The 18874-nt window shown below is 60.7% G+C and carries 19 protein-coding genes and 1 tRNA gene; 10 read left to right on the top strand and 10 right to left on the bottom strand.

The features are described from left to right. Positions 1-67: 67 nt before the first annotated feature. From argS to LC094_RS06245, 7 genes are all read left to right on the top strand, one after another. Positions 68-1786, top strand: a complete 1719-nt coding sequence (argS, locus tag LC094_RS06215; RefSeq protein ID WP_226550904.1) for an arginine--tRNA ligase — start codon at positions 68-70, stop codon at positions 1784-1786. A 141-nt stretch (positions 1787-1927) separates the two neighbouring features. Further along, positions 1928-3193, top strand: coding sequence for an SPOR domain-containing protein (locus LC094_RS06220; protein ID WP_226550906.1), 1266 nt, complete (start codon positions 1928-1930; stop codon positions 3191-3193). A gap of 2 nt (positions 3194-3195) precedes the next feature. Next, a complete protein-coding gene (locus LC094_RS06225) occupies positions 3196-4185 on the top strand; it encodes a glycoside hydrolase family 3 N-terminal domain-containing protein (protein ID WP_226550907.1) in 990 nt (329 codons plus the stop codon). A 28-nt stretch (positions 4186-4213) separates the two neighbouring features. Further along, entirely contained in the window at positions 4214-5005 is a 792-nt protein-coding gene (locus tag LC094_RS06230) for a segregation and condensation protein A (protein WP_226550908.1), read from the top strand. Position 5006: 1 nt separating this feature from the next. Then, positions 5007-5651: an SMC-Scp complex subunit ScpB gene (gene scpB, locus LC094_RS06235; RefSeq protein ID WP_226550909.1), complete on the top strand. Its 645-nt coding sequence runs from the start codon at positions 5007-5009 to the stop codon at positions 5649-5651. A 130-nt stretch (positions 5652-5781) separates the two neighbouring features. Then, complete coding sequence (locus LC094_RS06240; protein WP_226550910.1) at positions 5782-6039, top strand: hypothetical protein; 258 nt, start codon at positions 5782-5784, stop codon at positions 6037-6039. Between the two features lie 361 nt (positions 6040-6400). Continuing rightward, complete coding sequence (locus tag LC094_RS06245; protein ID WP_226550911.1) at positions 6401-7828, top strand: GGDEF domain-containing protein; 1428 nt, start codon at positions 6401-6403, stop codon at positions 7826-7828. A gap of 11 nt (positions 7829-7839) precedes the next feature. On the opposite strand, the gene LC094_RS06250 is transcribed toward LC094_RS06245, so the two are convergent. The 8 genes from LC094_RS06250 to LC094_RS06285 form a co-directional block, all read right to left on the bottom strand. Further along, on the bottom strand, positions 7840-8910 hold the full coding sequence (locus LC094_RS06250) for a 2'-deoxycytidine 5'-triphosphate deaminase (protein WP_226550912.1): 1071 nt from the start codon (positions 8908-8910) through the stop codon (positions 7840-7842). A gap of 114 nt (positions 8911-9024) precedes the next feature. After that, positions 9025-9101, bottom strand: a tRNA-Pro gene (locus tag LC094_RS06255). Between the two features lie 108 nt (positions 9102-9209). After that, positions 9210-10580 carry a MerR family transcriptional regulator gene (locus LC094_RS06260; protein ID WP_226550914.1) on the bottom strand — a complete coding sequence of 457 codons (1371 nt, stop codon included), beginning with the start codon at positions 10578-10580 and terminating at the stop codon, positions 9210-9212. A gap of 27 nt (positions 10581-10607) precedes the next feature. Continuing rightward, positions 10608-10907: an integration host factor subunit alpha gene (ihfA, locus tag LC094_RS06265; RefSeq protein WP_167600471.1), complete on the bottom strand. Its 300-nt coding sequence runs from the start codon at positions 10905-10907 to the stop codon at positions 10608-10610. Positions 10908-11024: 117 nt separating this feature from the next. Then, on the bottom strand, positions 11025-11999 hold the full coding sequence (locus tag LC094_RS06270; protein ID WP_226550915.1) for a beta-ketoacyl-ACP synthase III: 975 nt from the start codon (positions 11997-11999) through the stop codon (positions 11025-11027). Positions 12000-12019: 20 nt separating this feature from the next. Continuing rightward, positions 12020-13156 carry a phosphate acyltransferase PlsX gene (gene plsX / locus LC094_RS06275; protein WP_226550916.1) on the bottom strand — a complete coding sequence of 379 codons (1137 nt, stop codon included), beginning with the start codon at positions 13154-13156 and terminating at the stop codon, positions 12020-12022. Between the two features lie 25 nt (positions 13157-13181). Next, positions 13182-13388, bottom strand: coding sequence for a 50S ribosomal protein L32 (gene rpmF, locus LC094_RS06280; protein WP_226550917.1), 207 nt, complete (start codon positions 13386-13388; stop codon positions 13182-13184). A 332-nt stretch (positions 13389-13720) separates the two neighbouring features. Further along, entirely contained in the window at positions 13721-14284 is a 564-nt protein-coding gene (locus LC094_RS06285; RefSeq protein WP_226550918.1) for a YceD family protein, read from the bottom strand. Between the two features lie 79 nt (positions 14285-14363). On the opposite strand from LC094_RS06285, the gene LC094_RS06290 reads away from it, so the two are divergent. After that, complete coding sequence (locus tag LC094_RS06290) at positions 14364-14852, top strand: outer membrane protein assembly factor BamE (protein ID WP_226550919.1); 489 nt, start codon at positions 14364-14366, stop codon at positions 14850-14852. A 77-nt stretch (positions 14853-14929) separates the two neighbouring features. Here LC094_RS06290 and msrB read toward each other — a convergent pair whose 3' ends face one another. Further along, positions 14930-15340 carry a peptide-methionine (R)-S-oxide reductase MsrB gene (gene msrB / locus LC094_RS06295; RefSeq protein WP_226550920.1) on the bottom strand — a complete coding sequence of 137 codons (411 nt, stop codon included), beginning with the start codon at positions 15338-15340 and terminating at the stop codon, positions 14930-14932. A 136-nt stretch (positions 15341-15476) separates the two neighbouring features. On the opposite strand from msrB, the gene LC094_RS06300 reads away from it, so the two are divergent. After that, positions 15477-16229: a GNAT family N-acetyltransferase gene (locus LC094_RS06300; RefSeq protein WP_226550921.1), complete on the top strand. Its 753-nt coding sequence runs from the start codon at positions 15477-15479 to the stop codon at positions 16227-16229. 3 nt (positions 16230-16232) lie between these two features. Here LC094_RS06300 and LC094_RS06305 read toward each other — a convergent pair whose 3' ends face one another. After that, positions 16233-16874: a LysE family translocator gene (locus LC094_RS06305; RefSeq protein ID WP_226550923.1), complete on the bottom strand. Its 642-nt coding sequence runs from the start codon at positions 16872-16874 to the stop codon at positions 16233-16235. Between the two features lie 109 nt (positions 16875-16983). Here LC094_RS06305 and LC094_RS06310 point away from each other — a divergent pair, with 109 nt between their 5' ends. Beyond that, complete coding sequence (locus LC094_RS06310) at positions 16984-18813, top strand: ABC-F family ATP-binding cassette domain-containing protein (RefSeq protein WP_226550925.1); 1830 nt, start codon at positions 16984-16986, stop codon at positions 18811-18813. Positions 18814-18874: the final 61 nt, after the last annotated feature.

Here is an 18874-nt window from a genome sequence, read left to right on the forward strand (position 1 = left end):
CCATTGAAGCCGTTGACGTGGCGCGCCCGCGTGGTAAACCCGCGCTGGACTTATAAAGAGAGAGACCATGAACCTGTTCGCCGATATCCGTGCCCTTGTGATCGACAGCCTTGAGGCTCTGACCAAAGAGGGCGTTTTGCCCGAAGGTCTGGAGTTTGCCAATGTGGCCGTCGAGCCGCCGCGCGATCCGCTGCATGGCGATATGGCGACCAATGCCGCGATGGTGCTGGCGAAACCGGCGGGTATGAAGCCGCGCGACATTGCCGACAAGCTGTCGGAGAAACTCGCCGCAGACGCGCGGATCACCTCAGTCGATGTGGCGGGGCCGGGGTTCATCAACCTGCGTCTCGATGAAAGCGTCTGGTCCGGTCTCGTGGAAACCGTGCTTACCACCGAGGGCTATGGCCGCTCGACCATGGGGGCGAAGGCCAAGATCAACGTCGAATATGTCTCCGCCAACCCGACCGGCCCGATGCACGTCGGCCACACGCGCGGCGCGGTGTTTGGCGATGCTTTGGCGTCTCTGTTGGATTTCGCGGGCTATGATGTGACGCGCGAATATTACATCAACGATGGCGGTGCGCAGGTCGATGTGCTGGCGCGCTCTGTGTTTGAACGCTACCGCGAGGCCAACGGGTTGAGCCCCGAGATTGCCGAGGGGCTGTACCCCGGCGATTACCTTGTGCCGGTGGGCGAGGCTCTGAAAGAGAAATACGGCGACAGCCTTTTGGATCAGCCCGAAGAGGCGTGGCTGGTCGACGTGCGCGAATTTGCTACCGAGGCGATGATGACGATGATCCGCGAAGATCTGGCGCTTTTGGGCGTCGAGATGGACAATTTCTTCTCGGAAAAATCGCTCTACAACACCGGTCTGATCGAGGCTGCGATTCAGGAGCTGAAAGACAAGGGGTTGATCTATCGCGGCACTCTGGAGCCGCCGAAAGGCAAGCTGCCCGAGGACTGGGAACCGCGCGAGCAGACGCTGTTCAAATCCACCGAACATGGCGATGACGTCGACCGTCCGATCCAGAAATCCGATGGCGCCTGGACCTATTTCGCCCCCGACATCGCCTATCACTACGACAAGGTGAAGCGCGGCTATGACGGCATCATCGACGTCTTTGGTGCCGACCATGGCGGCTATGTCAAACGGATGAAGGCGGCCGTGTCGGCGCTGTCCGATGGCAAGGTCGATTGCGACATCAAGCTCATTCAGCTGGTGAAACTTTTCAAGAACGGCGAGCCGTTCAAGATGTCCAAGCGGGCAGGTACCTTCGTGACCCTGCGCGATGTGGTCGAACAGGCGGGCAAGGATGTGACGCGTTTCATCATGCTGACCCGCAAAAACGACGCGCCTCTGGATTTCGACTTCGACAAGGTTTTGGAGCAGTCGAAAGACAACCCGGTGTTCTACGTGCAATACGCCCATGCGCGGATCTCTTCCGTGCTGCGCAAGGCAGAGGAGCAGGGGATTACGCTCTCCAACAGCCCCCGCTTCGACGACCCAGCCGAAATTGCCGTCGCGCGCAAACTTGCCGACTTCCCGCGTCAGGTCGAAATTTCGGCCAAAGGCCACGAGCCGCACCGGATCGCTTTCTACCTCTATGAGCTGGCGTCTGACTTCCACGCGCTGTGGAATAAGGGCAATGACAATGAGGCGTTGCGCTTCTTGCAGGATGACGCAGACCTGTCGTCGGCAAAAATTGCACTTCCGCGTGCCGTTGCCGTTGTGATTTCTGCCGGACTTGCTATCCTTGGCGTAACCCCGGCGAAGGAAATGCGTTGATCTTCAAGAGCTTCGCGCCAAACTGACCGGGACCCCCGGGAGGGGCCGCACAGAAAACGAGGGCAAAAGATCCTCACGCGGCCTCTCAAGAGCAGACGATAACCCGCAGAAAACAAGCGGGAAAAGAACGAGGCGAAGACTATGCAGGACGTTTATAACGGCCCCGGTTCCCCCTATGCGCAGGCGCAGGATCGCGGCTTCACTTCTCGTGAAACCCCCCGTGATCATCACCGTGACGCTCACTGGCCCCAGGAAAATCACTGGCAAAGACCCGAGCCGCAAGTCTCGCGGCAGGCCCATTATGGTGGTCACGGTCATCCCGGACTGGCGGGTGCGCCGGATGCGGACCGGTTGTTTTCCAATGAGAATGTGCACTTTGAGCCACAGTCAGGGCGCGCTCCGTCGCCAGATTACAGCCATGTCGCACAAGGCTTCCACGATCCGCGTGCCAGCTATGAGGCGGGTCCCGCCTATGTCTACGACACCACGGATTTGCCCGAGATCGAGGCCGCGGCGCGCCCGCATCTTGGCCCGGCGCAAATCGGCGGCGCGATCGTGTCTCTGGCGCTGATTCTGGGCCTCGGCATCTGGGGCTACAAATTGATGGTGCGCGATGTGACCGGCGTGCCGGTGATCCGCGCGCTCGAAGGCTCTGCGCGTCTGTTGCCCGACGATCCGGGCGGGCAACTGGCGATGCATCAGGGCCTCGCGGTCAATTCCGTGACCGCCGATGGCTCTGCGGCGGCGCCTGCGGATCGCTATGTTCTGGCGCCCGCCACGGCCAGCCTGACCGACGAAGATCAGCCGATGTCCTCGGTTCAGCCGGTTCTGTCGTCTTACGAGCCGTCGAGTGACGCCTTCGCGTTGCAGGCCGCGCCTGAGGCGCTCGAACAGGTCGCGGTGACCGAAGATCCGCTTGAGCTGCAAAATGTCGAAGATCTGGCCGCTTCCGTCGAGGAGATGGCGGAAGACTTGGCGACCAGCGATGTGATGATTTCGCCGATCCCGAAGCCGCGTCCGGTGCGGTTGGCCTCTCTGGCGCAATCTGCGAGCACCTCTACGACGCGCACGGATGCCGCGAGCCTCGATGGCGTGGCGGGCGATATTCTGGCCGCCATCGGCGGTGTGAATGAAATGACCCCCTCCGAGGTGCCCGCAGGATCGCGTCTGGTGCAATTCGGCGCGTTCCAGTCCGAAGACATCGCGCGCAGCGAATGGACCCGTCTCTCGGGCCGCTTCGAAGAGCTGATGGAAGGCAAGACCCGCGTGATCGAAGAGGCGGAAAGTGGCGGCAAATCCTTTTACCGCCTGCGTGCCTACGGCTTTGCCGATGCGTCCGATGCCAACCGGTTCTGTGCCGCTTTGACGGCGATGAACGCGGCCTGTGTGCCGACCGTTCAGCGCTGATCATGGGGCAGGATCGAGGGCAGGGCGCCTATATTTTCGGCTGCGAAACTCTGACGCTGTCTCCCTCGGAGGCGGCGTTTTTCCGTGAGGCGCAGCCTTGGGGCTTTATCCTTTTTGCGCGCAACGTCGACACGCCCGATCAACTGCGGGCATTGACCGCTGATCTGCGTGCGGCCGTTGGCTGGCACGCGCCAGTGCTGATCGACCAGGAGGGCGGTCGCGTGCAACGCATGCGTGCGCCGCATTGGCGCGAATTCCTGCCGCCTTTGGATCAGGTCCTGACCGCGAAGGACCCAGACCGCGCGCTGTGGCTCAGGGGGCGGTTGTTGGCCGAGGATTTGTTCCGCGTCGGTATCGACGTGAACTGTGTGCCCGGCCTCGATGTCGCCCGCGATGAGACCCATCCTTTCTTGAAGAACCGCTGTTTCTCCGAAGATCACGGCATGGTCGCCCGCATGGGCCGTGCCTTGGTCGAAGGCATGGCCGCAGGCGGCGTGGCACCGGTGATGAAACATCTGCCCGGCCACGGGCGGGGCACGGTGGACAGTCACAAAGGCTTGCCGCGTGTGACCGCCTCCCGTGCAGACCTGGCCGAGGATTTCGCGCCCTTCGAGGCCTTGAGCGATCTGTCGATGGGTATGAGCGCGCATATCATTCTGGATGCCATCGACCATGAGCGCCCGGCGACGCAAAGCCCGAAAGCGATCAAGGTGATCCGCGACGAGATCGGCTTTGACGGGCTTTTGATGACCGATGACATTTCCATGGGCGCACTTGAGGGCACGGTGTTGGAGCGCGGCGAAACGGCGCTCGCCGCTGGCTGCGACATGGTTCTGCATTGCAATGGCGATCTCACAGAGATGCAGGAGATTGCGCGTTTGGGTTTGATGTCGGAGGCAGCACAGGCCCGTGCGGACCGTGCCATCGCCCGCCGCCCGGCCTACGCGCCCATTGACATCGACGCGCTGGCGGAAGAGTTTTCCAGAACGTAAATCTGCATAGCCCCTGAAAAGATAGCAAATGGCCGACAACGACCAGTTCGATCTCAGCGATATTCTCAGCGTCGAGGAACGTCTCGCCGCTGAGGCTTTGATCGTGGATGTCGATGGGTTCGAAGGCCCTTTGGATTTGCTTCTGCAATTGTCGCGCACGCAGAAAGTCGATTTGATGAAGATCTCGATCCTGCATCTGGCGCAGCAATATCTGATCTTCGTCGAGAAGGCCAAGGAGCTTCGGATCGAGCTGGCCGCAGATTATCTGGTGATGGCGGCGTGGCTGGCGTTCCTGAAATCGCGGCTTTTGTTGCCGCCCGACCCCACGGATGAGGGCCCTTCGGGCGAAGAACTGGCCGCGCATCTGGCCTTTCAGTTGCAACGTCTCGAGGCGATGCGCGACGCCGCCGCGAAACTCATGGCGCGCGACCAGAAGGGCCGCGATTTCTTTGTGCGTGGCATTCCCGAAGAGGTTCAGCGCCTGCGCAATGTGACCTATACGGCGACGCTTTTGGATTTGATGCAGGCCTATGCGCGCGTGCGCACGAAAGACGAATTCCGGCCTTTCGTCTTGGACCGCGAGGCGATCCTGTCGATGGAACAGGCCTTGGAACGGTTGCGGGGGCTTATTCCTTTTGCGGTCGAATGGGCGGACCTGTCGTCCTATCTGCCCGAGGGCTGGGAATTGGACCCGAAGAAACGGCGTTCGGCGACGGCGGCGACATTCGCGGCCTCTTTGGAGTTGGCGAAACAGGGCCAGATCGAATTGCGTCAGGGCGGCACATTCGCGCCCATTCAGATCAAAGCGAGACGGAGATAAGATGTCGGACGAGCAGGCAGAGGTTGCACAAGAAGAAAGCTTGTTCGAGGCCCCGCCCTTGGCGGAGCAGGAGCGCATGGTCGAAGCGGTGCTTTTCGCCTCCGGCGATCCCGTGAGCCTCACCGATCTCACCGCCCGGATGCCGCATGGTTGCGCGCCGAAAGCGGCGCTGGAGCAGTTGCAGAAACGCTATGAGGGGCGTGGCGTGCGGGTGGTGCGTGTGGGCGACAATTGGGCCATACGCACGGCACCGGACCTTGGGTTTCTGATGCAAAAAGAAACGGTTGAGACCCGCAAGCTCAGCCGTGCGGCGATCGAGACGCTGGCGATTGTCTCCTATCACCAACCCTGCACCCGCGCCGAGATCGAGGAAATCCGTGGCGTTTCCGTGTCCCGCGGCACGTTGGATCAGCTTATGGAGCTGGAATGGATCCGCTTCGGGCGCCGCCGCATGAGCCCGGGGCGGCCCGTGACCTATGTGGTGACCTCGCAATTTCTCGATCACTTCGGCCTTGAGAGCGCGCGCGATCTGCCGGGGGTCAAGGAGCTGCGGGCTGCCGGTCTGTTGGAAAGCCGTCCGATGCCGGGGTTGGACGAGCGCGATGAGGAGGACGATCAGGACGATCTGTTCGAGGATGAATCCTGATTTTCACAGAAATTTGTGCCTCAGGTTTTCATGTTTGTGACGTGGAAAGGGCGCATTTCTTGCTTATCTACTGTAAAAGATCAGAAAATAACGCGTTCCGCGCACCACTCGAGCCAAAAGGCGATGCGATATGAATTTGGACAGAGTGATCAATATGGTCATCAACCGCGTGATCCGCACCCTCGTGAACAAGGGGGTGAATGCCGGTATCGATGCGGGGTCTTCGGCCTTGGCCAAGCGGCGCAAACCCTCTGACGCGGGGCTGCTCAGCGAAGACGAGCAGCGTCAGCAGAACCAGGATCAGGCCCGTATGGCCGCTCAGGGTAAGAAAGCCGCCAAGAATGCCCGCAAATTCGCGCGCATGGGCCGCCGTATCGGCAAGTTTTAAGCCGCTTTCCTGAATTTCGTGGAAAAGACAGCGCGATGACCGGTCCGGAAAAGGGCTTGGTCACGCTTTGCGCTCTGAAAGTGGGGAATTAAAAAGTAAGCGTTTTGAAAGAGATATGAATTTTCACGCAAAGTTTTTATAAGTCTTCAGTTTTTTTTAACCGTTTTGATCAGACACTCCCAGAAAATATATGTCATCGATAAAAGGCCCAATGGACTATGAAGATGCGGCTCAGCTGCGGTTCTCCCCCGATGGAGGGAGACGCAACAGCGCCGGTGAGACTGCCGAGAGACTGCCATGTTGTGCGACGACGAGGAGGTAGGATCGTGACACGCTGCAAGGAGAGCAAAGGAGAGAGACCGTGACAGTGTTGCCCACCAATATGGGACAGCGCGTGACGGGCTTTCGGCCTGCGCTTTTTCTCTTGCATGTCCAGTCCCTGTTGGCTCTGTCGGCTCTGTCGATTGCGCTTCTCATCGCTTTGAGTGAGCTGTCCGGTCATGTTCCGGCGATCTTTCTGTCCAAGGGCAATGGCCCGCACCCGCTGAGCGTTCTGTCGGTGTGCCTTTTCAGCATTGCCATTCTCCGGCGCAGCCCGTTCAAGGTTCAAACCTGGTGGCGGCGTGTGCTTTTCACGGTGGTCTTGATGATCTGCCTCATGCGTTTGGCGGAACTTTTCCTGCTGAACACCGCGCCACTCTCACATATCACGATGTCTCTTTATCGCGATTCAGCTCCGGTGCCGCTCTCCATGGGGGCCAATACAGCGCTGGCTTTGGGGCTGTTCAGCCTTGGGGCCTTGATCCGGCCGCGCAAATCGACGGCGGCTTTCGTGGTGACGGTTCTGGGCCTTGTTCCGGTCAGCCACGCGATGTTTTCCTATTTCTTTGGCATGCCCGGTGGGTATGTCGAGATGTCGCCTCCGACCCTTGTGTTGCTAAGCCTCGTGGGGGTGTCGCAGCTTTTCGTTTTCTTCCGCACCCCGCTTTTGCGGCCCTTTCTGAGCGAGACGCCCTGGGGACGTATGGCGCGCCGTCAGGCGGCGGCGGCGACCGTGGGCGTCTTCTTCTTGGGCACCGTGTTTCACGGATCTGATGACACGGGCATGTCCGGCGCGCTTTTGGCGGCCGTGTTCTGGCTGTCTCTGGTGATCCTCTTGGCGGCGGGACCGATCTTTGAACGGATCGAACGCGAACGTCGGAGCCTGTCGCGCGAAATGCGCAGGCAGGCGCGTCAAGATCCTTTGACGGGACTTTTGAACCGCCGTGCCGTGCGGGCCTATATCGACAACCACACGGTTGCTGGCGGCAATATGGAAACTGTCGGCGTTCTTTTGGCGGATATCGACCATTTCAAGCGGGTGAACGATACAGTCGGCCATATTGTGGGGGACAGCGTGCTCAGTGAGCTGGGCAAAAAGCTTCAGAGCAAGTTGCGTCCTTCTGATCTTTTGGCGCGCTGGGGCGGTGAGGAGTTTCTTATCTTGCTGCCGGGCGCCAATCTTGAGCAGACCATGACTATGGCGCAGGTGCTGCGGGCGGCGGTGGCCTCTCATGTGTATTGGGAAAAAGACGGCCAGAAGGAACCGGTGACCCTGTCGATCGGGGCGGCGATCTATGCGGCCGATGGTTCGGAAAGCCTCGAACAAGCGATCCAAAAGGCCGATACGGCGCTTTATGCCGCCAAGTCACAGGGCCGCAACCGGGTGTTGTGTCACAACGCGCCCGGAGGTGGGGCACAGTCGAAAACGATTGCGGACTATCGACCGAAAGCATCGGCGTTGCATTAAGGGGGGACGGGTCAGCTGCGGAAATGTTTCGACAGCTTCAGGCCCTGACCCTGATAATTCGACGCAAGATCTGCGCCGTAAAGCCGTTCCGGGCGGCTTTGCATCCGCTCATAGACCAGACGCCCGACGATTTGCCCATGTTCCAAAACAAAGGGCGCCTCGTGGCAGCGCACTTCCAACACGCCGCGCGCGCCTGCGCCGCCTGCATCGATATTGCCGAACCCCGGATCGAAAAAGCCCGCGTAATGCACCCGGAATTCGCCCACCATGGCAAGGTAGGGCGCCATTTCGGCGGCGTAATCCGGCGGGATATGCACGGCTTCGCGGCTCACGAGAATGTAGAAGGCGCCGGGGTCGAGGATGATCTGGCCGTTCTTGGAATAGATCGGCTCCCAATAGTCCGCCGGGTCGTAATGCCCGATGTTGTCCAAATCGATCACACCCGTGTGCGGCTTGGCCCGGTAGCCAACGAGACTGCCCTCCGCCGGTTCCAGGTCAACGGAGAATCCAAGCCCCTGATCAATCACGGCGGGACCGTCCACCAGCGGGCTGTCTTGATGAAGTGCGGTGAGTTCCGCGTCGCTCAGCTGGGCCTGACCGGCGCGGAACCGCACCTGATTGAGCCGCATTCCCGGACGCACCAAAACGGAGAAGGAGCGGGGGCAAATTTCGGCATAAAGCGGCCCGCTATATCCGGGCGCGATGCGGTCGAATTCTTCGCCTTCGTCGGTGATCAGGCGGGTCAACAGGTCCAGTCGCCCGGTTGAGCTTTTGGCGTTGGCGACCGCTTGGATGCCCTCGGGCAGGGACAGGCTTTCCATCAAAGGCACGACATAGACGCAGCCTTTTTCCAGAACGGCGCCTTCAGAGAGGTCGATCTGATGCATTTCGAATTCTTCGAGACGTTCTTTGACGCGCCGGCCCGCGCCCGCCAGAAACGAGGCCCGCACGCGCCAGGCCCGCGTGCCCAGTCGCAGGTCCAAGGAGGCAGGTTGGACTTGCGCGTCGATCACCTCGGGGGCGGCGGCAATCTCGCCGCGCGTCAGCATCTCGCGAATGGCATGATCCGCCAATACACCCATAATCGTCCCTCCACCCATCTTTCAGGCTTGTTCTTCCGGCAACCGGTTTGGCATTTGGCATAACGCAAAACCGCCCGCAAGCCCAGAGGGTTGCGAGCGGTTTTGAGTGTATATTGGTCGGGCTAGCAGGACTCGAACCTGCGACCTTCCGTCCCCCAGACGGACGCGCTACCAGGCTGCGCTATAGCCCGACGTGGTGACCTAAATAGTGATTTCCTTGCTGGGGGCAAGGGCTATTTTAGCAAATTCTGCGATGAATTTGGAAATCACCGATCCGGTGTCCTTCCCCCTTTGCGCCATCAACTCGCCAGACGATCCCGCAGCGTTTCGATCCGGGCGATCAGCGCGTTCAGCTCTTGCGCGGGCAAGGCGGTGAGATGTCGGTGATTGAGCTGGCCAAGCACGCCAGGCGGCGGGGTGATCCCCGTGGCGCTATCGTCGAGGTCCTCAGGCAGATCGAGGCCTGCGCCAAGCGGGGCCGCTTGGGGTTCGGTCTCACCATATGCGGCCTCAGGCTCAGGTGGCAGATCGCTCGGAAGATCGGCCGAAAGATTTGGCGGCGTGATGTCCTCTGCGCTCTCAACAGGCGCGATTTCAGCAGGAGCCGCATCGAACATGGGCTCTGGCACATCGACAAACGGTGCTTCGGGGGCATCCGCAGCAGGGGGCAAGTCGGCCTCAACGGGCCGAAGCTCCGTTGCAAAATGACCCTCATCGGCAGCAATCGGCGGCAGGTCCTCTGCCTCTGCCTCCACCTTCACATCCTGCGCGGGGGGCGCCATGCCGAAATCGAAGGCGGCCTGACCGGGCAAGACGTCTTGCGGCGGTTCCGGGGCCGCGGGGGCCGGTGCGGCGGTCATCTCAAAGAGGGATTCTGCCACCGGATCAGCCACTGGATTGGTCATCGGATCGGACGCTGGGATCAGATCCGGCTGCGGCTGATCTTCGGTGTCGGGGGCCGCAGCGGCATAGCTGTCGGCAAAATCGGAGAGCGGAGCCTCCGGGATTTCCAAAGCGACGTCAGGCAGGTCAACGCTGTCTTCCTGAACATGCGCGGGCGGTTCAAAGCCATGGGGCGCAAAGCGCTCTGTCGAGAGATCACCATCTTCCGGGAGGTCTGCCGCGATGTTTTCGTCGGGCGCGCGTGGCGCGGGCGCCTCAGTTGGCACCTCGGCGACTGCCGGTTCAGACACTGGTTCAGACAAAGGCGTTGCCTCGGACCGGACATCGGGGCGGGCAAAGGGCACAACCGTTTCCGGCGGGGCGGCGCTTTCTGCTCCATACCCCAGCGGCGTATCGTCCTGCGGCACCATTTCGGCCATCGGGGCGGGCGGAACCGGGGCCGAGGGAATCGGTGCATCGACCGGTGCAGGGGCGGTGACCGGGGCCACGCCGTCGATGATCGGCGACAGCGAGGCGACATATTTGACGCCATGTTCGCGCAGAAGTTTTTGCACGCCGCGAATGGTCATGCCGTCATCGTGCAACAGCTTTTTGATGCCGCCCAAAAGCGCCATATCGGCGGGGCGGTAATACCGCCGCCCGCCGGCGCGTTTGACCGGTTTGACCTGGGTAAACCGGCTCTCCCAAAAGCGCAGCACATGCGCTGGCGTGTCGAGCCAATCGGCAACCTCGCTGATTGTGCGGAAGGCGTCCGGTGATTTATCCATGTGTCATCAAGGCCTTAGATGTTTTTCTTACGCTTTGTTGCCGTCGGCAACCCGATCTTTCATCAGGTGAGACGGGCGGAAGGTCAGCACGCGGCGGGCCGGGATCGGGGCCTCGTCGCCGGTCTTCGGGTTGCGGCCCACACGTTCGGATTTGGCGCGCACAGAGAAGGTTCCGAAGGAGGAAATCTTGACGGTTTCGCCCTCGACCAACGCGTCGGAAATATGAGCCAGAACGCTTTCGACCAGCGTGGCGGATTCATTGCGGCTCAGGCCGACCTCGCGAAACACGGCTTCGCTCAGGTCCATACGTGTCAAAGTCTTGCTCATATCTCTCCCCCTGTTTCTATAGGTTGGAGCGACAGTGGCAGTTTGCCAAGCCTCCGTCAATATCAATGACTTGGGCCGAGGTCTTGAGGCAGGAATTCTCTTGCGAGGGCCGTCCGATTACCAGCGCAGGACCACCGCGCCCCAGGCCAGACCGCCACCGATCGCTTCGGCGACGCAAAGATCACCCTTTTTGATCTGACCGCGCGCAACGCCCACGGACATGGCGAGCGGGATGGAGGCGGCGGAGGTGTTGCCGTGATCCTGTACGGTGACGACGACCTGATCCATCGAATGGCCGAGTTTCTTCGCGGTGCCCTCGATGATGCGGATATTCGCCTGATGCGGCACGATCCAGTCAATGTCGTCGGAGCTGAGGCCTGCCTTCTCAATCGCGGTTTCGGCGGTGGAGGCGAGTTTCTGCACGGCTTGGCGGAAGAGCGCATTGCCCTGCATCCGCAGTTTGCCCGAGGTGCCGGTGGTGGAGACGCCACCATCGACATAGAGCATGTCTTTATACTGGCCGTCGGAATTCAGATCGACCGCGAGAATGCCGCGATCCTCGGGGGTGCCTGCGCTCTCTTGGGCTTCGAGCACCAATGCGCCTGCGCCATCACCAAACAAAACGCAGGTGGCGCGGTCTTCCCAATCCATGATGCGGCTAAAGGTTTCAGCGCCGATCACCAGCACCTTTTTCGCCTGACCGGAGACGATCTGGGCATTGGCATTGGAGAGCGCGTAGATGAAGCCAGCGCAGACGGCCTGAACGTCAAAGGCAAAGCCGCAGTTCATGCCCAGCTCGTTCTGGATCATCGTGGCGACAGAAGGGAAGGTCAGATCGGGCGTCGAGGTGGCGACGATCACGGCGTCAATTTCGGAGGCGTCCAGCCCGGCGTTTTCCAACGCGGCGCGCGCGGCAGCGGCACCAAGCATCGAGGTGGTCTCGCCTTCAGCGGCGAAATGACGGCGTTCGATGCCGGAGCGCGTCCGAATCCATTCGTCTGTCGTGTCGAGGGTTTTTTCGAACTCTGCGTTTTCGACCACACGTGCGGGGAGGTAGTGACCCACGCCGGTGACGACTGCCCGGATTGTCATGGCTTTGAGCCTTTTGTTATTTATGACGTTGGGTCATTTTGCGCCGAGGCGTCGGCGGATGCAACCCGTGCGGCCAAACGTTCGGTGAACCCGGTGGAGGCCAGTTCATAGGCCAATTTGATGGCGGCGGAAACGCCGGTCGCGTCGGCCGAGCCGTGCGATTTGACCACGGTGCCCTTGAGGCCAAGGAACACGCCACCGTTCACACGGCGCGGGTCGATTCGTTTTTGCAGGCGTTTCAGGGAGGTGAGTGCCAAAAGGGCGGCGATGCGCGACAAAGGCGTGGCTTTGAAGGCTTCCTTGAGGAAGTCGCCCACAAGCTTTGCGGTGCCTTCGCCGGTTTTCAGCGCGATATTGCCGGTGAACCCATCGGTGACGATCACATCGACCCGGTCGCCGGGGATGTCGCCGCCTTCCACGAAGCCCTTGAAATCATAACCGCCGATCTGGGCCGCATTGGCGATCAGATCGTTGGCCTCTTTGAGTTCCGCACGGCCTTTGTGCTCTTCGGTCCCGACGTTCAAAAGCCCGACACGCGGCACGTTGAGGCCAAGCCCGTTGCGCGCGTAAGAGGCGCCCATCATGGCATATTGCAACAGATCGCGGGCATCGGCGCGGATGTCGGCGCCCACGTCCAACATGACGTTGAAACCCTGATCGTTGCGCGAGGGCCAGAGGCAGGCGATGGCGGGCCGGTTGATGCCGTCGAGCTTGCGCAGGCGGATCATCGAGGTGGCCATCAAGGCACCGGTGTTGCCACAGGAAACACAGGCCTGAGCCGCGCCGTCTTTCACCGCATCGATGGCGGAGCGCATCGAGGTGTCGGTGCGGCGCATGGCTTGGCTGGGCTTTTCGTCCATGGTGACGACGCCCGGCACATCGCGAATTTCAACACGGTCCCGCAGCACGCGGCGCTTGCGCACAAGCTTTTCCAACTCCGCGGCAGGGCCGTGGAGGATGAAATCCAGCGCAGGATTCTTGGAGGCAGAACGCGCAATACCGGCGACAACAGTCGCCGGTCCACGATCGCCGCCCATGGCGTCGACCGAAAGCGTCACTTTCACGCCTGCGCGCGCCCCTAAGCGACCTTTGTGTTGGGCCTCGGTCTCCGCAGGGGCGGCAGACAGTGGGTCAACGGAAGGTTGAGAAGAGGTCATGCGTCAGACGTCAAAAAGAGGATGCTTATGCTGCGTCTTCGTCGAGATCGACTTCGTCGGCCTGAGCGATGACTTCACGGTCATCGTAGTGGCCGCAGGCGCCGCACACGTGGTGGGGGCGTTTCAGCTCGCCACAGTTCGGGCATTCTGCCGGGTTGCCAGCGACCAGGGAGTCGTGAGCGCGGCGCATGTTCCGCTTGGAGCGGGTGACTTTATTCTGAGGGACAGCCATGTCTCAACCTCGGTATCTATAGGGCAGAAGACCGGGTTGGACTTATGCCACAGGTGGGCGGGGCAGGTGCCCCCATTCATCTCCGGACCTCTTGCCCGGCAAAACTTTGGCGCTTCATAGGCCTTCGTGAGCAGCGTGTAAACCATGGTTTGTACCATGGCCTCGAAACTGCGGATCCTGTCTGCATCAGGCGCGAAAACATGCATGGAAGCGAGGCCGGGAACATACTCGGATTCCGCTATCTTGCAAGTCTTTTGTTCGCGCCTGTGTTTTCAGAGGGTTAACGCCTGTTTTCCCCTCTGTTTCGGTTCATTTCGCGGCCTCTCAGGGGGTTATTCGCCGTCTTTCCCGAGTTTGTCGCGCAGCGCTTTCAGGCTGGCGAAAGGTTTGGCGTCGTCATCGCTCATCGCCTCTTTGCCAGATTCGGTGAATTGCGTGACGGCCAGTTCCGCGCCTTCGACACGCGGATAATCCGGAGCGGAGAGCGCCAGCGCCTCTTCGGCCACGGCGGACAGCAAAAGAGAGACGGGCAGGGGCTCTGTCGTCTCGTCCTCCGGCATCTCCACCTCTTCCTCTGAGGTCGCCTCTTCCTTGAGCTCGGCCAGATAGGTGCGGGTGACTTCTGCGTCGATGCGGGTCGTCACCGGGGCCAAAGTGGCCACGCAGGGCTGCACCACCGTGGCGCCCAGGACGCCCTCAAGCCGCCAGTCGCGTTTGCCGACCGGCACCATCTTGCCTTCGAAACTGACTTTCTTGACCGAAGAGAGGCCTAACGTGGCGGCCATTTCTTCCAGATCTTCGGAAGTGGGTTTGAGCCGAAACGGATGCGCATGGGCGTCGGAGAGATCGCGCAAGCGCAATTCCACCCCCCAGCTGGTCAAACCGTCATGTCCCATAGTCGATGTCTCCTTGAACGTCGGGCACTGTTTCTATAAGCGGATAAGAGGCGTACGCGCACAAGGCAAGAGGGGGCACATGGCCGACCGCATTTTCCCGCAAAAACCCGCATCATCCGGGCTTGGCATTCTGGTGAAGGCCCTGCTTGGGCTGGTGTTCGTGTTCTCTTTGACGGCCTGTGTCGCGCAGTTCCGCAATCATGGCTATGTGCCCTCTGATGCCCAACTGGCGCAGATCAACGTGGGTGTCGACACCAAGGAGACGCTGGCCGAAGAGATCGGCGCGCCGGGTGCCGAGGGCATTCTGGACGGTGCCGCCTGGTATTATGTGCGCTCACAATTCCGTCATTTGGGCGCTTTGGAGCCGAAGGAAGTGGACCGCCAAGTGGTGGCGATTTCTTTCGATGCGGGAGGCCGCGTGAGCAATGTCGAACGTTTCGGGCTTGAGCAGGGCCGCGTTGTCGTGCTGTCGCGTCGTGTTACGGACGGCGGAGTGCAGGGCATCACCTTCCTGCAACAGCTCTTTGGCAACCTGGGCAACGTCTCCGCTGAGCAGTTGTTGCAGTAAGCCGAGCTGTGAATGAGATGAGAAAAGCCGCCCCATGGGCGGCTTTTTGAGTATTTGGGCCAAGAAAAAGCTGGATGTCAGGTCTCGACGGCGCCCTCGTCCGGCTGAAAGCGGATCGAGACGCCGTTGATGCAATAGCGCATGCCGGTGGTCTCGCGCGGACCGTCGGGAAAGACGTGGCCCAGATGCGCGCCGCAATCGTCGCAATGCACCTCGGTGCGGACCATGCCGTGGGAGGTGTCGCGGGTTTCGGCCACAGGTGCGCCCGCTTTGGTGGCGTCAAAGGACGGCCAGCCGCAATGCGATTCGAATTTATTGTCCTGCGCGAACAGTTCAGCGCCACAACAGGCGCAGGTGAAAACGCCGGGGGTTTTCGGAAAACCCGGATGCGAAAACGGACGCTCGGTGCCCGCCTGACGGGTGACACGGAAGGTTTCCGGGTCCAGTTCTTCGCGCCATTCGGCGTCGGTTTTCTCGATTTTTGCCATGGCAGAGTTCCTTTTTATGCTGTGCCAAACATAGGCGGGGAATGGCTTAGGGCAAGACGTCAAAAAACCGTCATCTCTTGTAGCCATGGTGGGGCGACCCCATAGTCTATTTAGGACAAGCGGAAGGATCCGGGCGATGTTCAAGCTTTTGAAAGGCCGTTACACGGTGCGTTTTGCCGAAGAGCGCCGCGACATCGAGGCGGCGCAGCGGTTGCGGTATCTGGCCTTTGTGGCGGGCACGGGGGCGATGGCGCGCGAAGACGGGCTTGAGGCCGATGATTTCGATGCGCTTTGCCGTCATGTCTTGATCGAAGAGCGCAAGAGCGGGCGGCTTGTCTGCACCTATCGGTTTTTGGACCTCGAGGGCGGTGCGCAGATCGCGCAGAGCTATGCGGCGCAGTTCTACGGTCTCGACGGATTGGCGGATTACGAAGGTCGTATGTTGGAGATGGGGCGGTTTTGCATCCACCCCGAGGCACGCGATCCGGACATCCTGCGCGTCGCCTGGGGCGCGATGACGCGCTATGTGGACGAGCAGGGGGTCGATTTGTTGTTCGGCTGTTCGTCGTTTCACGGCACGGAATGGAAAGAGCATGCGGACGCTTTGGCGATGCTGAAACACCGCCATCTCGGGCCGAAACGGTTCCTGCCCAAGGTGAAAGCGCCGAATGTCTTTAAATTCGCCGCGCGTTTGCGTCGTAAACCCGATGCACGTCGCGCGATGCTCAAAATGCCGCCGTTGCTCAAGACCTATCTGATGATGGGCGGTTGGGTGTCGGATCACGCGGTGGTGGACCCTGATTTGAACACGATGCATGTGTTCACCGGCGTGGAGATCAAATCCATTCCGCCCGCGCGCAAGAAATTGCTGCGCGCGGTGGCTGGGTAAGGCTCAGCGCTTATCCAGTGCGAGGCGTAGCCCCAGCGCAATAAAGATCGCGCCGACAGAGCGTTCCATCCAGAGCGCCAGCCTCTTGCTGCGTCTGAGGGTCTGCCCCAGACGATCCGCCATCAAAATGAGTGGCGGCTCGATGAAGGCGGCGATGCAGATGATCAGAATGCCATGCAGGAAAAGCTGCGCCGAAATCGGCCCCGCGCCCTCGACCACGAATTGCGGCAGGAAGGCGAGGAAAAACAGCGCGACTTTCGGGTTGAGGATGTTGGTCAGCATGCCTTGGCGGAAAATCGTGGCGACCGGAAAGCTTGGGCCTTTTTCGGTCTGATCTGGCAGGAAACTCGCGCTTTTCGCGCGCAGCGCAGAAAATCCGAGCCACAAAAGATAGGCCGCGCCGACCCATTTGACGATGGAAAAGGCGGTGGCCGAGGTCATGAGGATCGCCGACAGCCCGAGTGCGGCCATCAGCACATGCACCATGGCGCCGGTCCAAATGCCGAACATGGCGATAAAGCCCGCGCGACGTCCGCCGCGAAAGGTCTGGCCCAGGATAAAGGCAAAATCCGGCCCCGGTGCGAGATTCAACACGAGGGCGGCGGAGAAGAAGGTGGTCCAGTGGAGGAGGGTATAGTCGAACATGCGGGAACGGTAGCCGCAGGCCCCAGAAAGCCCAAATCAGCTTTTGTGTCAGCCTGTGTCACAGCAGTTGATATTGACCTTTGCAGCACTTCACAGTAGCGCAGGCGACATGGCACGCGCACCCGTTTTACAGCTCTCCGACATTTCCCTCACCTTTGGGGGCGATCCCGTATTCGATGGTCTGAACCTCGTGGTCCAGGAGGGCGACCGCGTCGCTCTTGTGGGCCGCAATGGCTCCGGCAAATCCACGCTGATGAAGGTCATGGCCGGTCTCGTCGAGGCCGACCGGGGCGCCCGCGTGTTGGGACCGGGGATCACGGTTGGCTATATGGAGCAGGACCCGGATTTGTCGGGCTTTGCGACACTGGGCGAGTTTGCCGCCTCCGCGCTGGACCCATCGGAATCCTATAAGGTCGATATGGTCGCCGAGGGGCTTAAATTTAACCCGGAGACACCGATCGAGACCGCTTCGGGCGGCGAGCGGCGCCGGGCGGCTTTGGCGAAACTTCTGGCCGAGGGGCCGGGGTTGATGCTCTTGGACGAGCCGACCAACCACTTGGACATCGAGGCGATTGCATGGCTCGAAGAAGAGCTGCGCACGACGAAAACCGCCTATGTGCTGATCTCCCACGACCGGGCGTTCCTCAATCACCTCACCCGCGCGACACTTTGGATCGACCGCGGGCAGGTGCGGCGTCAGGAGGAAGGTTTCGAAGCCTTCGAGACTTGGCGTGACAAGGTCTGGGAAGACGAGGACATGCAGCGCCACAAGTTGGATCGCAAGATCAAGGCTGAGGCGCGTTGGGCGGTCGAGGGCATCTCGGCCCGGCGCAAACGCAATCAGGGCCGGGTGCGTGCGTTGCAGGACCTGCGCGCCGAACGTGCCGGCCAAATCCGGCGTCAGGGCACGGCGGCGATGGAATTGGAAGTCGCCGAGAAATCCGGCAAGCGCGTGGTCGAGGCCGATCACATTTCGAAGAGGTTCGAGGACAAAATCATCGTCCGTGATCTCTCGATCAAAGTGGCGCGCGGCGACCGGATCGCTTTTGTTGGCCCGAACGGGGCAGGGAAGACGACGCTTTTGAAAATGCTCACCGGCGAGATGGAGCCCGACAGCGGCACCGTCAAACTGGGCACGAAGCTTGAGATGGCCATCTTCGATCAGACGCGCTCGAATCTGCGCGATGATCTGACGCTTTGGGAGGCGATGACGTCGGACAAGGACATGCGCGTGTCGGGCAAGGCCGATCAGGTCATGGTGCGCGGCACGCCGAAACATGTGGTCGGCTATCTCAAGGAATTTCTCTTCACCGATGCGCAGGCCCGCGCGCCCGTGGCGTCCCTTTCGGGCGGTGAAAAGGCGCGGCTGTTGCTGGCGAAAATCATGGCGAAACCGTCGAATCTCTTGGTGCTCGACGAGCCGACCAACGATCTCGACATCGAAACGCTGGACCTGTTGCAGGAGCTGCTGACGGATTTCGAAGGCACCGTGCTTTTGGTCTCCCACGACCGCGATTTCATCGACCGGGTGGCGACGCAAACGGTGGCGATGGAGGGCGATGGCGAGGCTGTCGTCTATGCCGGCGGCTGGTCGGACTACCGGGCGCAGCGCGGCGAGAAACCTGCCGTATCGGCTGCGAAAACGGCCCCGAAACCGGTCGAGAAAGCGGCGGCACCTGCCGCGCCTGCACCTAAGCCTGCGGCGAAATCCAAGCTGTCGTTCACGGAAAAACACCGCCTCGAAGCGCTGCCTGCGGAGATGGAGCGGCTGGAGGCGGAGATCGCTAAATTGGGCGAGCTTTTGTCCGATCCGGAGCTCTTCACCCGCGAGCCTGTGAAGTTCCAAAAGGCCACGGATATGTTGACAGAACGTCAGTCTGCCTTGGAGGCCGCCGAGGAAGAATGGCTTACTCTCGAAGAAAAGAATTCCGGCGCCTGACCTATTTAAATTTTATGAAATAAGCTGCTTTTTGCCGGTTCCCTCCCGGCAATGAGCGGCA

Source organism: Celeribacter naphthalenivorans, from assembly GCF_020524585.1.
Lineage (GTDB): Bacteria > Pseudomonadota > Alphaproteobacteria > Rhodobacterales > Rhodobacteraceae > Celeribacter > Celeribacter naphthalenivorans.

What these genes read in the sequence shown, in the direction of transcription:
- LC094_RS06270 (WP_226550915.1), bottom strand. Translation starts at nt 11,999, where the DNA reads ATGACAATCCGGGCAGTCGTCACCGGCGTGGGTCACTACCTCCCCGCA.
- msrB (WP_226550920.1), bottom strand. Translation starts at nt 15,340, where the DNA reads ATGGCAAAAATCGAGAAAACCGACGCCGAATGGCGCGAAGAACTGGAC.
- argS (WP_226550904.1), top strand. Translation starts at nt 68, where the DNA reads ATGAACCTGTTCGCCGATATCCGTGCCCTTGTGATCGACAGCCTTGAG.
- LC094_RS06250 (WP_226550912.1), bottom strand. Translation starts at nt 8,910, where the DNA reads ATGGGTGTATTGGCGGATCATGCCATTCGCGAGATGCTGACGCGCGGC.
- LC094_RS06260 (WP_226550914.1), bottom strand. Translation starts at nt 10,580, where the DNA reads ATGGATAAATCACCGGACGCCTTCCGCACAATCAGCGAGGTTGCCGAT.
- LC094_RS06285 (WP_226550918.1), bottom strand. Translation starts at nt 14,284, where the DNA reads ATGGGACATGACGGTTTGACCAGCTGGGGGGTGGAATTGCGCTTGCGC.
- LC094_RS06310 (WP_226550925.1), top strand. Translation starts at nt 16,984, where the DNA reads ATGGCACGCGCACCCGTTTTACAGCTCTCCGACATTTCCCTCACCTTT.
- LC094_RS06230 (WP_226550908.1), top strand. Translation starts at nt 4,214, where the DNA reads ATGGCCGACAACGACCAGTTCGATCTCAGCGATATTCTCAGCGTCGAG.
- LC094_RS06220 (WP_226550906.1), top strand. Translation starts at nt 1,928, where the DNA reads ATGCAGGACGTTTATAACGGCCCCGGTTCCCCCTATGCGCAGGCGCAG.
- LC094_RS06305 (WP_226550923.1), bottom strand. Translation starts at nt 16,874, where the DNA reads ATGTTCGACTATACCCTCCTCCACTGGACCACCTTCTTCTCCGCCGCC.
- LC094_RS06290 (WP_226550919.1), top strand. Translation starts at nt 14,364, where the DNA reads ATGGCCGACCGCATTTTCCCGCAAAAACCCGCATCATCCGGGCTTGGC.
- rpmF (WP_226550917.1), bottom strand. Translation starts at nt 13,388, where the DNA reads ATGGCTGTCCCTCAGAATAAAGTCACCCGCTCCAAGCGGAACATGCGC.
- scpB (WP_226550909.1), top strand. Translation starts at nt 5,007, where the DNA reads ATGTCGGACGAGCAGGCAGAGGTTGCACAAGAAGAAAGCTTGTTCGAG.
- plsX (WP_226550916.1), bottom strand. Translation starts at nt 13,156, where the DNA reads ATGACCTCTTCTCAACCTTCCGTTGACCCACTGTCTGCCGCCCCTGCG.
- LC094_RS06225 (WP_226550907.1), top strand. Translation starts at nt 3,196, where the DNA reads ATGGGGCAGGATCGAGGGCAGGGCGCCTATATTTTCGGCTGCGAAACT.
- LC094_RS06300 (WP_226550921.1), top strand. Translation starts at nt 15,477, where the DNA reads ATGTTCAAGCTTTTGAAAGGCCGTTACACGGTGCGTTTTGCCGAAGAG.
- LC094_RS06240 (WP_226550910.1), top strand. Translation starts at nt 5,782, where the DNA reads ATGAATTTGGACAGAGTGATCAATATGGTCATCAACCGCGTGATCCGC.
- ihfA (WP_167600471.1), bottom strand. Translation starts at nt 10,907, where the DNA reads ATGAGCAAGACTTTGACACGTATGGACCTGAGCGAAGCCGTGTTTCGC.